Consider the following 12764-nt stretch of genomic DNA (forward strand, 5'->3'; position numbering starts at 1 on the left):
GCGGGGACCTTCATTTTATAAACAAATGTGCTTGTTTAAGACTGATAGACTAAGCACATTTGCTTTTTATACTGTTTCGGTTTATTTTTTAACCGAACCCGGAGGGAAATCCGCCAGTATTTTTTTGATAGAACTATTGATAAATTCTTCCGGATTATCCGGCTTGCTGTCGATTTCTGCATTCCCGATTCCCTGCCACAGCAGTTTTTGGTTTTTGGCAGATACTATATCGATTACAAGAGAGCCGTCAACATAGTCGTAGGTGTTAAAGGTCGTATTGGCACCGCCCATCATGGCACCGCCGCCCCAGTATCCGTAAGGTCTGTACATACCTCCGTATCCGTAAAAATCTGTATTGGCACTAACTGAAGTTCTGTTTTTTAAGATAGAAACCGCATTTACCTTTAAATCCGGGTTAGATGATTCTGTAAATCCTTTGGCAATCATTTCGTTTCGGATTGCTTTTGTCACTCGATCTACATTCAATTGATTTACTTGTCCTTCCTGCGCTCTTAAATCATAAACCGCAAAGGTTTTGTACTCACTGAAGTTGGCAGAATGATCGTAATCTGTTGTTACTTTTACTGTTGGCGAACAGCTGTAAAATAATCCCAAAAATAATACGGGAATTAGGCGAAGATTTGTTCTTTTAATATTCATGATGTCTTATTTAAAAAATTAATTATAAATGTGTTAAACTCGATGTATTAAAATCTTAAAAATCCTGAATGAACGAAAAATAGCACTTTTATATGTTAAAATACTACTAACCAATAAATTACTATACACTCAAAGATAGATTTTTTTCTGTAATCTCCACAATGAATCGCAAAAATTCTTACTTAATTGAAAAATTATCATTCATAAAAACTTTAAAAAATCTTTTATGAATCTACTTACCTTATACGACTACATAATGCAGCCATCTTTTGAAATCGTTCAGGTCTCTGCTGCAATTGGCAGTCGTCCTTGTTTAATTGCTTCTAACATTTTATTATAATCTGATTCATTTTGATTGGCATACAGAATCGAAAATTCTGAAACTGCATTGGCAAATTCGTCCGAATCTCCTATATAACCAGACAGCACCGACGGATCTCCTGATCGTGCATGTGCCCTTGCAAGCGCCCATCCGCAGGCTTTTGCATATTCGCACAGGTTTTTGGGTTTCATAATTTCAAGAACAGGTTTCACCTTTGCATCCCGGAGCTGCCGGAGGTAGAAAAAACGGTTTTTATTGTCGTTTGTCCAGCCCAGAAACAAATCAGAGGCAGACTGCATCAGTTTTTGTCCCATTACGATTCTTTCGCCCTGATGACTGTATTTTCCTTTATTCTTAACGTAAGGTTCCAATACACTTTTTCGGGCTTCTTTAAACTGTAAAAAAATCGGTTCTCCTGTTGCCGACATCAGCAGGCTAATCCCACAGAGTGTTCCCACACTGCCTACGCCTACCACCTTTACAGCTGCATCATGCAGGGCATATCGGCTGAGTAAGACCTGTTTGTCATCTGAAAGTGATTCGATATATCGTTTATGAATGATATTGGCTTCTTTTAATATTTCTGATTGTTCGTTTCCGGAGGGATGAAATATTAGCGGAGGCTCATCTTTAATTCTTGCTCTTACACCATCGAGAGAGGTCATCTTGGCAAATTCCTTTTCATGGGCTGTATATTCTGACGCTTTCTTAATTCGTTTATGATGAAATTCCCTTATCTCTTTATCATGTCCCATATCGATCAGTTCAGCCAGATCAATATCGGCATACCAGATCTGCAATGCTGATAATCTGCTGTATTCGATCATGTGTCTTTTGTAGCTGTCAGCCGCATTCCATGCAAATTCTTTACAATTTTTACCGGAAAACTTCAGCCATCTGCCTGCAATGACAAAACTGGCTGCTAATCGTTTTACATCCCATTCCCAGGGACCTGGAAAAGTTTCATCAAAATCATTAATATCAAAAACCAATTTCCGCTCCGGTGTGGCAAAACCGCCAAAATTCATTAAATGACAGTCTCCGCACAACTGGAGACTAATTCCGGAAATTGGCGTATGAGCCAGATCTGCTGCCATAATAGCTGCTGCACCTCTAAAAAAGGAAAATGGTGACTCCATCATTCTGCTGTAGCGGATAGGGAGTAAACTTTCTACCCTTCCAACACCTGTTTCAATTAAAATATCAACAGGATTTTTTCTGTTTTTAAAAGAGTTCCATTCTTTATGCCGCAAAAGAGGTGTCGTTTTCCTTATCGATACGCCTTTGGCATAACGTTCTGCTTTTGAGGCAGCCGGATCAAATACACTTTTATTATTTTCTCTAAATCCATCAGTCATAATTTTTGATATTAAAAAAATAGTTAAGAACCCGGAAACACAAAAGCAATAACAGCTCTTAATCCCCAATCCGGTCTGATGGATTGATGCCCGACAATTGGAATTAAAGGCTGTACGGAAAACTGAACAACCTGACTGCCAAATTTAGTAATGCCTCCCAATGAAGGGTTCAGAGAAATCAGGGTAGTATTGCCTTCCCAGTTTTGCGTAATTTCAGCATTGACTCCCCAGCTTGCACCGCTTTTATAACTATGAGATAAAAATATCTGTGTGTAAAAACTATTGAAATCTGCACGATCAGATGCTCCGGCAACGGACCAAATCTGATTGGCAATAAATCCTACAGACAGTCCTTTGCCCTGATGCATGAGCAGTACACTTGGTCCAACTCCAAATTTTTCTGTCCCTAAAACTTTTTCAGTAGCTGAAGGCACTAAAAATGCAGGCCCGGCTCCAAAGATTATTTTTTTTGTTTTAGGAGCAAAAAAAGCCGTCACAGTTGCATCACTTAAACCAAATTCGTGCGTATTAAATCCTGTTATATTTCTTTGATCTACAACCGGAAGTATATAACGTGTAATTAAATTGAGATTATCCGATAATTTAAACGGAACAACCGGCTGTATATTGATTGTATACTTTACACCATTATACTGACCAATTCCGTAATTTAAATTGTTTTGAAGCGGTACACTGATTAGACTTGCCACCGGATTTGCTAATTTGTCTGCCAGCTCCTGTGCACTGTTCCCTGGTTTTGGTTCTTCCTGCGCAAATACTGCAAAATGCAAAAGAAGAATAACAATCGTGCTTCTTAATCTTGTAAAATATTTTGCTTGTTTCATATTTATAGGGTGTAATAGTTTATTTGTAATAAAAAACAATACAATAAATTCTGAGACAAAATATATTTAGTTATTTTCCAGTAAAAATATTTTTCCAGTCGTCTTTCATACTTATCACATGCCATTTATTTTTGGCCGCTGCATTTAAGGAAGCATTATCCTTTTCCTGATAACCGTATTCTCTAACAGAATCATTGTGGTTTACCAGTAATTGAAAAGAAGGGTATTTATTTCCCTGCGAATATTCAAGCATAGCAATATCTCCGCCCCCCCCTTCGTTACCACAGGCAAAAACCGGACGCTGCCCAATATGAAGCTGTATACCTGCAGGTTTTTCTTCTTTGTCATTAAAATGATTTAAAGCCGGTTCCCGCTGTATGGCATTTTTTGCCGGATCATATTTGTATTTAAAAGAAGTTCCCACAACCTGATTTTTCGGAACTCCATAAAAATCCTGTGATATTCCTCTCACCACTTCTATCGTTCCTCCGGTTACTATATAGGTTTTGAATCCGTTGGCACGCAGATAATTCAAGAGTTCTAATTGCGGCTGATATCGTATTTGTTTTACAGGAACATTTTTACCGGGATATTTAGCATTTTTATAAAACTCTGCCACCGAAGCTTCAAACTCATCTTCAGTCATACCGGTATGAGTAGCCGCCACGAGTTCTATAAGCGCCTTATCGCCGCCTTTTTCAAAGTACGACTTATCTTTTTCTACTACTGCTTTGAATGGCTGTTTCTTTGCCAGTTCAGGTTTGGCTTCGACCATTTTCTGTACACGATAAAAAGCAAATAGTTCCTGCACATAGGGTTTTTCTGCCCATAGCGTACCGTCATTATCAAATGTGGCAATACGATCCTCTATCGGGATAAAATCCGGGCTGCCTTTTTTGGTTACTTTTTCTACATATGCAATAATATCACTCTTAAGGGCGCCTTTGTTCCAGCTTGGCAGCGGATCGCCAATTATCCCCGTTTCAGATTGTGCAGTATCTGAAGACGGTGCAATTAAAGCATCTGATTTTTTACACGATACGAACAGAAATAAAGTAACCAGTAAAAAAAATATTTTTTTAATCATATCATTTTTTATTAACCAAAAGATCTAAACTTAAGCGCTTAAATCTTTTGGTGATTTATTTTTACTTTTTCTTTTTTGCAGCAGCGGCCGCTTCTTCTTCTTTTATTACCCTAGGCAGGATATTTTTCTCAACATACTTCTCGGTTTTAATACTCTGTAATGTCTGATTAAGAATAGTCGTTGGATTGAAACTTGGAGGGAATGAACGCGGTGGATATTCTTTAAATGATTCAGCAAAGACAAATACATTATTCATTGCCCCGTAAACTCCTCCTACATGATCTATCAACCAATCCCAATATGTATTGGAAGTAAAATCAGCACGCTCGTAAGGATCCTGATACAAGTTGAATATTTTTTGAAGACGAAGTTCTGTAAATGGTTCTGCCCACACCCCCATTGTTCCTGCCAGACGCTGTTCTGCAAATACATACTTGTAATCGCCCTGACGCAGCCCCACGAGTAATCCATCATCATCAGAATAGAAGAATTTATCTCTTACACTTTTTCCTCCTTTTAGTAATTGTGTCTGGTCAAATCCGTCTAAATGCACTTTATATGTTTTACCATTTGCATTGTAACCGCTCAAAAGTTTTTTTGTAATATTTGGTTCACCAGCAATCGATGCAAAGGTTGGAATCCAGTCATTATGACTCATCAATTCAGTGGTAATGGTTCCCGGTTTAATGTTACCCGGCCAGCGAACAATACAAGGAACGCGGAAGGCACCTTCCCAGTTTGTATTTTTTTCTGAACGGAAAGAGGTCATGGCACCATCAGGCCAGGTATTCATATGAGGCCCATTATCTGTTGAATATACTACGATTGTGTTTTCGGTAATTCCTAAATCATCGAGTACTTTTAAAATACTGCCAATAGTTTCATCATGTTCTATCATACCATCGATATACTCGCTGTCTCCGTGTGTATATCGTCCTCTGTGTTCTGCTCTTACGTGGGTACGAAGGTGCATACGAGTCGCATTAAACCAGCAGAAAAATGGTTTCCCTGCACTGTTTTGTCTTTTAATAAAATCAATAGCAGCTGCAGATGTTTCGTCATCTACGGTTTCCATCCTTTTTTTGGTAAGTGCTCCGGTATCTTCAATTTTTTGTTTTCCTACTCTTCCAAAACGAGGATCTGTTGTGGCATCATCTACATTTGTTGCGGTACATTTCAGGACTCCTCTTGGTCCAAATTTCTTAACATATTCAGGATCTTTAGGATAATCCGGTAATTCAGGTTCTTCTTCTGCATTTAGGTGATAGAGGTTACCAAAAAATTCATCGAAACCATTTACTGTAGGCAGACTTTCATTACGGTCTCCTACGTGGTTTTTACCAAATTGTCCCGTTGCATATCCCAAACTTTTCATTATTCCTCCTATAGAAGGATCTAACTGGCTCATTCCCATTGGAGCTCCGGGAAAACCTACTTTGGTAAGTCCGGTGCGTATACCATGCTGTCCGGTTAAAAAAGCGGCACGACCGGCTGTACAGCTCTGCTCTCCATAATAATGTAAAAATCGAAGTCCTTCATTTGCCAAACGGTCAATGTTGGGTGTTGTATACCCCATAAGACCATCACTGTAAGCACTAATATTTGTAATTCCAATATCATCGCCCCAAAGTACCAGTATATTAGGCTGTTTTTTACTTTGAGCTGATGATGCTGTAACACATAGTACTGCTATTAAAGCAATTGCATTATTAAACCTGCATTTTAATTTGAGTTGTTTCATGATAAAAAAAATTCGTTAGTAATTCTTGTTATATATGAGGAGGTATTCAAATAAAAAACACGGAAAAACGGGTAGACTCAAAAATTATAAAAGTCCATTCATTTGATGCATTTTATCATCATTGTTTCATATTCATTCTATCATCGAATCTGCAACAAATCTTTTTTTAACTTTTTTTTAGCTTCTCAAAATTAAATAATCTAAATCCTAATATTTGAATTTATAAGGCATGAGATGGTTTCATTTTATAACTTGAAACATAAAAAGTATTTTATTTTGCTCCATAACGTTTCATTTTACATCCTGAAACACAATAAATTATGTTTTGTTTCACATTTTTACAAAAATTATCAAACAAAAAGTTGCTTTTTCTGAAGCAAAGATTTTGACAGTCATGAAGAAAAAGGCATAAAAAGACTGTAAACCGTCAGGAGGTAGTTTTATTCCATAAAAAAAGCCATCTAAAAAGATGGCTTTTAACGTAATATATAGTTTTTTTATAAAACTTAATCTATTTCAGAAACTCTCATGGTGTTCACCATTCCTTTATCTTTAATTGGCATTGCAGCAAGGTTGATAAGGTAATCTCCTTTTGAAGCATATCCCTTATCGACAGCAATTTTGTTTACATCTGTAACCGTATCGTCTGTACTTACTTCATTATCGTAGTAGAATGATTTAACTCCCCATAGTAAATTCAATTGAGTTAAGATTCTTCTGTTTGAAGTAAATACTAAAATATGAGCCGTTGATGGTCTCCATGCTGAAATCTGGAAAGCTGTATAACCGCTGTTTGTTAAAGTACAAATAGCTTTAGCTTCAATTTCGTTTGCTAATAATGCTGCCTGATGACAAACTGTTTTAGTAACGAAACGTTTTGTTTTAATTTGAGGTGTATTTTGAGGCACCTGAATAAGCGGAGAATTTTCTACCGCTTCACAAATTTGCGCCATTCTCTGAATTACCTGTACAGGATAGTTTCCTGTTGCAGTTTCTCCTGATAACATTACTGCATCGGCACCGTCCATTACTGAGTTAGCAACGTCGTTTACCTCTGCTCTTGTTGGAGTTAAACTTGTAATCATTGTTTCCATCATTTGTGTAGCAACGATAACAGGGATTCTGGCTGTTTTAGCTCTTCTGATCAAATCTTTTTGTACCAATGGCACTTCGTGAGCAGGAAGCTCAACACCAAGGTCACCACGAGCCACCATTAAACCATCGCAGTACGCTACAATTTTATCCATGTTCTCAAGAGCTTCCGGCATTTCAATTTTAGCAACGATTGGAATTTTGTATTCAGAATGTTTCGCGATTAATTCTTGTAAATCCTGTAAATCGCGAGGTGTTTTCACGAATGAAAGTGCGATCCAGTCTACTTTTTGCTCAATTGCAAAAATTGCATCAGCGATATCTTTTTCAGTTAAAGCCGGTAAAGAAATTTTTGTGTTTGGAAGATTAACTCCTTTTTTAGATTTTAATTCCCCACCCTGAATAACTCTGGCAACAACTTCTGTTTTTTTATCTGTTGAAACAATTTCAAAAATAAGTTTACCATCGTCAAGCAAAATACGCTCTCCAGGATTAACATCATTTGGGAAATTTTGATATTTCATGAACACTCTTTTTGATGTTCCTATAATATCTTCGGCAGTTGTAAAAGTGATTTCATCACCATCGTGCACAACTGTTCCTTCTTCCATTACACCTACTCTAAGTTTTGGTCCCTGCAAATCTCCAAGGATTGCTGTTGTGTAACCAAACTCTTCGTTAAGGCCTCTAATGATATCGATTTTCTCTTTTACTCCTTCGTAATCTGCATGCGAAAAATTGATTCTAAACACATTAACCCCTGCATCGATCATATCTTTGATAATCTCTCTTGTACTACATGCAGGACCAAGTGTAGCAACAATTTTGGTTTTCTTGTTTGTTAACATTTTTTTTAAAAAATTAGATTGTTTTTTGATTTTATTTTATTGGTATCTACAGCATAAATTGCAGCTATACTTTCAATTGAATTTAATTTTTGTTGAATTTCTGAAAAATTGACAGTCTCCTCGCTGTTATCAATTTTCAGGAAAAAATCTACCTTTTTGAATTCAGGAAGTAAATGAATTGTTGTAGAAACCTCACTTGTTTCATTAGAAAACAAATTCTGGAAATCATTTGTACTCACAGAAATGATCTCATTTTTATTCTGAATCAAATTCCACGAAACCGCTTTTTCAGAATCATAATAATAAAATCTCGAAAAATTTGCCTCACCTTCTTTAGTCTGAGCATGAATCTCGTTTTTGCTCTTACTTAAGTTTATCGGAAGGTTTTGATTGATAAAATAGGCCAGTCTGTAATCTTCTAATGAAGTATGAATCGCCATTAAATAATAATCAATTTCGTCAAATTCGTCTAAATCCAATCTATGAATAGCCATGTCATGAAAAATCAGTTGTAAATATACTATTTCTTACGGAGCATCAATAGTTATTAGCAGTTTGTTTTTGTCAATTTATAAACGAAAACGTTTTAGCGTTAAGATAATTACGTGTATTTTGTAGTTATTTCTTGTCAATTTTTTCCTGAAATGCAAAATATGCCCTTTGCGAAGCTTTTTCCTCTGCTTTCTTTTTTGAAGTCGCCCTTGCTCTTGCAACTACTTTATCATCGATACTTAATTTAACACCAAACAGGCGTTGTCCGTCAATACCATTATCTTCAAAAATATCATAATGAAAAACTCTTTTTTCTTTCTGACACCATTCGATAACCAAACTCTTGTAACTTATTACTTTTCCTTCAAGTCTTGCAATATCAACATAAGGTGTAATTACTCTTTTCTGAATAAACCTTTCGCAATACGAATACCCTTTATCTAAATAAATAGCACCTACCAGCGACTCAAAAATATTACCATGAATATTTTCTCCAAAATGCTGTACAGGAACCTTGCTCTCAACAAACTTTACTAAATTTAAGTCTTTGCCAAGTTCATTTAAATGTTCGCGGCTGACAATTTTTGAGCGCATTTTTGTTAAATAACCTTCGTCTCCGTTTGGAGCTTTATTAAACAGATGTGCAGCAATTACGGCACTTAACATAGCGTCTCCTAAAAATTCAAGTCGTTCGTAATTTATAGGATGTCCGTTTTCATCTAGTTTATTTGATGACCTATGTGTGAATGCTCTTCGATAAAATTCAATATTAACGGGCTGAAAACCAAGAATTTTCTGAATAGTGTCAAAAAAAATCCCGTCTTCTAGAGAACGGGATTTAGAAAATATTTTTTTGATAATATTCATATACGAAAATTAGTCAGCCAATTTTTTAAACAATACACAAGCATTGTGTCCGCCAAAACCAAAAGTGTTACTCATAGCAACATTTACTTCTCTTTTCTGCGCTTTATTTAAAGTTAAATTAAGCGATGGATCAATATTCTCGTCTACTACAGTATGGTTAATCGTTGGAGGAACAATACCATGTTTCATTGCCAGGATAGAAGCAATTGCTTCGATAGCTCCGGCAGCACCAAGTAAGTGTCCTGTCATTGATTTTGTAGAGTTGATATTAATTGTTTTAGCATGATCTCCAAAAACAGCGCTGATCGCTTTTAACTCGGCAACGTCTCCAAGCGGAGTAGAAGTTCCGTGTGTATTAATATGATCAACATCTTCCGGATTCATACCAGCATCTCTTAAAGTATTTTCCATTACGGCAATAACTCCAATTCCTTCCGGATGCGGTGCTGTTAAGTGGTAAGCATCAGATGACATTCCGCCTCCGCCAATTTCGCAGTAGATTTTTGCACCTCTTGCTTTAGCGTGTTCGTAATCTTCAAGAACCAAAGCTCCTGCTCCTTCCCCTAAAACGAAACCATCTCTGGTTGCGTCAAACGGTCTTGAAGCTGTTTCTGGACTTTCGTTTCTTGTAGACAATGCGTGCATCGAGCTGAAACCTCCCATACCGGCAATGGTAACAGCTGCTTCAGAACCACCTGAAACAATAACATCGCACATTCCTAAGCGGATGTAGTTAAAAGCATCGATTAATGCATTTGCAGAAGATGCACATGCAGAAACAGTCGTGTAGTTTGGCCCCATATAACCGTTACGCATCGAAATGTGTGCCGGTGCTATATCAGCGATCATTTTAGGAATGAAAAACGGATTAAACTTTGGAGTTCCGTCTCCTTTTGCATAATACATTACTTCATCCTGAAAAGTCTCTAAACCTCCAATTCCTGCTCCCCAGATAACACCAACTCTTTGTTTGTTAACGTTATCATTTGTAATTCCTGCATCTTTAATAGCTTCATCACTGGCAGCAATTGCATATTGAGCAAATTTATCAAGTCTGCGGGATTCCTTGCGATCCATGTAATCTTCAATATTGAAGTTTTTCACTTCGCACGCAAATTTCGTTTTATGCTTCTCTGTATCATAATATGTGATAGGAGCGGCTCCGCTTACTCCATTCACAAGTGCATCCCAATATTCCTGGATATTATTCCCTATAGGAGTAAGTGCACCTAATCCTGTTACAACAACTCGCCTTAATGCCATAAAATATGTGTTTTGTGTCTTTAAACAAATAAAACCCATGCTTTCTTAACTGTATTGCTACTTAAGAGCCATGGGTATTACAATATAAGTATATCTTTTTGATTGAAAATCAATCGAATTTTAAATTTTAAAAAAATAATAACACCCGATCCTTAAAAATTTCAAATTTCAAAAAACAAATTCCAAAATTGGAGTCTGGAATTTCAAAAAATTGGGATTTTTAGAAATCGGGTGTGGTATTATTATTTTTTTGCTTCCTCGATATAAGAAATAGCTTGACCTACAGTAGCAATGTTTTCTGCTTGATCGTCTGGAATTTGAATATCAAATTCTTTTTCGAATTCCATAATAAGCTCAACAGTGTCTAATGAGTCAGCTCCTAAATCATTAGTGAAGCTTGCTTCTGTTACAACTTCGTTTTCGTCAACACCTAATTTGTCTACGATAATCGCTTTTACTCTTGATGCAATGTCTGACATAATCTTTAATTTTAGAATTTAATTTGTTGGCAAAAATAAAAAACTTTATTTTAAAACAACTATTTAGTTTATAAATGTGACACTAATTTATAAAATTAATTTCAAGAAAGGCCTTTTAAAGCTATTTATTTTCGATTTTTATTCCGTTTTTTGCATTCTAAAAATAACTTAAATCATGAAAAAAATTATCGTTTTTGCCTCAGGATCAGGATCTAATGCAGAAAACATTATAAAATATTTTTCAAAGACCGAATTCGCCGGGGTCGTTTCTGTTTTTACAAATAACGCTTCGGCAAAAGTGATTGAAAGAGCAAAAAATCATCAAATTCCTGTTGAAATCTTCTCAAAAAACGAACTTTTAGAAGGAAATGTACTACAAAAAATACAAGAAATCGACCCGGATTTGATAGTTCTGGCCGGTTTTTTACTGAAATTTCCAGAGAACATAATTGAGCACTATCCAAACAGCATAATAAACATTCATCCGGCACTTTTACCTAACTATGGAGGCAAAGGAATGTACGGAATGCACATTCACAGAGCAATCATTAATAATAAGGAGAAAGAAACCGGAATTTCTATTCATTATGTCAATGAACATTATGACGAAGGCGGGATTATTTTTCAGACAAACGTTGCTTTAACCAATGAGGACACGCCGGAAACAGTGGCAGAGAAGATTCACGAACTGGAACAAAAGCATTTCCCTGAGATTATTCATAAAATCCTTCTGGATAATTCTAAAATATAAATTCTAAGAATCTAAAATAATTGCAAACCAAAGCAATCTAAAATCTAAAATCTCCAATCTAAAATAAATAATGACTCACGAAGTACATATATATACTGACGGCGCTGCTAAAGGAAATCCCGGAAACGGCGGCTACGGAGTGGTGATGGAATTGGTGGGGACACCACATAAAAAAGAATTCTACGAAGGCTTCCGCCTTACAACAAATAACAGAATGGAACTTCTGGCTGTAATTGTAGGTCTTGAAAAACTCAAAAAACCGAATATGAAAGTGCTTGTAGTTTCGGATTCTAAATATGTTGTGGATTCTGTTGAAAAAAAATGGGTTCTGGGCTGGGAGAAAAAAAAGTTCGCCGGCAGAAAAAACTCTGATCTATGGAAACGCTTTCTAATTGCATACCGCAAACATCAAGTTGACTTTAAATGGATAAAAGGTCACAATAACCATCCTCAAAACGAACGCTGCGATCAATTGGCTGTTATGGCATCTATGCAGCCCAATCTTTCTATTGATTCTTTTTATGAAACAACCGATTCTAAATTGATATAAAAAAATAACGTATCGAAAACCAAGGTTCACGATACGTTATTAGCACTAACTTAAATTTTTATTCCTCTTTGTCCAGATCTTTTGCCGTTTTAAATCCGGTTAAAAGTCCTATACCTGCCATTATAAATATAATCGAAGGATAAACCGCACCATCATTAAGAGTTGTGTAGGTCGTAATTAATAAAGCAATAAAAATTCCGATACCGCTTCCTATTAATAAGAAAGCCAGATTTACAACAAAGATTTTCCATGCAGCAACGCCTTTTCCTGTTCCTTTTAAAAATATACTCGCATCTACTCCTTTTTCTATAAGTGCCAGACGTTCTCTGTTCCTTGTTGAATAAATAAGATATACAATTCCGAAGATCATTGCGAAAAGGCTGACTGGTACTAAAATTTGTGGTCCCAT

At 36.3% G+C, this 12764-nt stretch carries 13 protein-coding genes; 2 read left to right on the forward strand and 11 right to left on the reverse strand.

The window, feature by feature from the left end:
- Positions 1-81 precede the first annotated feature (81 nt).
- From OZP11_RS13960 to OZP11_RS14005, 10 genes are all read right to left on the reverse strand, one after another.
- The gene (locus OZP11_RS13960; protein WP_281231165.1) at positions 82-660 is read right to left on the reverse strand and encodes a DUF4136 domain-containing protein; all 579 of its coding nucleotides are present in this window, start codon (positions 658-660) and stop codon (positions 82-84) included.
- Between the two features lie 279 nt (positions 661-939).
- Positions 940-2340, reverse strand: coding sequence for a DUF2252 domain-containing protein (locus tag OZP11_RS13965; RefSeq protein WP_281231166.1), 1401 nt, complete (start codon positions 2338-2340; stop codon positions 940-942).
- A gap of 23 nt (positions 2341-2363) precedes the next feature.
- Positions 2364-3185, reverse strand: a complete 822-nt coding sequence (locus OZP11_RS13970; protein WP_281231167.1) for a hypothetical protein — start codon at positions 3183-3185, stop codon at positions 2364-2366.
- A 70-nt stretch (positions 3186-3255) separates the two neighbouring features.
- Positions 3256-4272 (reverse strand): HAD family hydrolase, encoded by a 1017-nt coding sequence (locus OZP11_RS13975; protein WP_281231168.1) that lies wholly within the window; start codon positions 4270-4272, stop codon positions 3256-3258.
- 61 nt (positions 4273-4333) lie between these two features.
- On the reverse strand, positions 4334-6013 hold the full coding sequence (locus OZP11_RS13980; RefSeq protein ID WP_281231169.1) for an arylsulfatase: 1680 nt from the start codon (positions 6011-6013) through the stop codon (positions 4334-4336).
- 506 nt (positions 6014-6519) lie between these two features.
- Positions 6520-7953: a pyruvate kinase gene (gene pyk / locus OZP11_RS13985; protein ID WP_281231170.1), complete on the reverse strand. Its 1434-nt coding sequence runs from the start codon at positions 7951-7953 to the stop codon at positions 6520-6522.
- 5 nt (positions 7954-7958) lie between these two features.
- The gene (locus OZP11_RS13990; RefSeq protein WP_281231171.1) at positions 7959-8447 is read right to left on the reverse strand and encodes an IPExxxVDY family protein; all 489 of its coding nucleotides are present in this window, start codon (positions 8445-8447) and stop codon (positions 7959-7961) included.
- 124 nt (positions 8448-8571) lie between these two features.
- Entirely contained in the window at positions 8572-9312 is a 741-nt protein-coding gene (gene rnc / locus OZP11_RS13995) for a ribonuclease III (protein WP_281231172.1), read from the reverse strand.
- Between the two features lie 9 nt (positions 9313-9321).
- Positions 9322-10575 (reverse strand): beta-ketoacyl-ACP synthase II, encoded by a 1254-nt coding sequence (fabF, locus tag OZP11_RS14000; RefSeq protein WP_281231173.1) that lies wholly within the window; start codon positions 10573-10575, stop codon positions 9322-9324.
- 242 nt (positions 10576-10817) lie between these two features.
- Entirely contained in the window at positions 10818-11054 is a 237-nt protein-coding gene (locus tag OZP11_RS14005) for an acyl carrier protein (RefSeq protein WP_007137004.1), read from the reverse strand.
- Positions 11055-11229: 175 nt separating this feature from the next.
- On the opposite strand from OZP11_RS14005, the gene purN reads away from it, so the two are divergent.
- Together purN and rnhA are read left to right on the forward strand one after the other, a co-directional pair.
- Positions 11230-11805, forward strand: a complete 576-nt coding sequence (gene purN, locus OZP11_RS14010; protein ID WP_281231174.1) for a phosphoribosylglycinamide formyltransferase — start codon at positions 11230-11232, stop codon at positions 11803-11805.
- Positions 11806-11875: 70 nt separating this feature from the next.
- Complete coding sequence (gene rnhA, locus OZP11_RS14015) at positions 11876-12355, forward strand: ribonuclease HI (RefSeq protein ID WP_281231175.1); 480 nt, start codon at positions 11876-11878, stop codon at positions 12353-12355.
- A gap of 58 nt (positions 12356-12413) precedes the next feature.
- Here rnhA and OZP11_RS14020 read toward each other — a convergent pair whose 3' ends face one another.
- Positions 12414-12764, reverse strand: a complete 351-nt coding sequence (locus OZP11_RS14020) for a DUF6249 domain-containing protein (protein ID WP_281231176.1) — start codon at positions 12762-12764, stop codon at positions 12414-12416.

The sequence above is a fragment of the Flavobacterium gelatinilyticum genome, from assembly GCF_027111295.1.
Classification (GTDB): Bacteria; Bacteroidota; Bacteroidia; order Flavobacteriales; family Flavobacteriaceae; genus Flavobacterium; species Flavobacterium gelatinilyticum.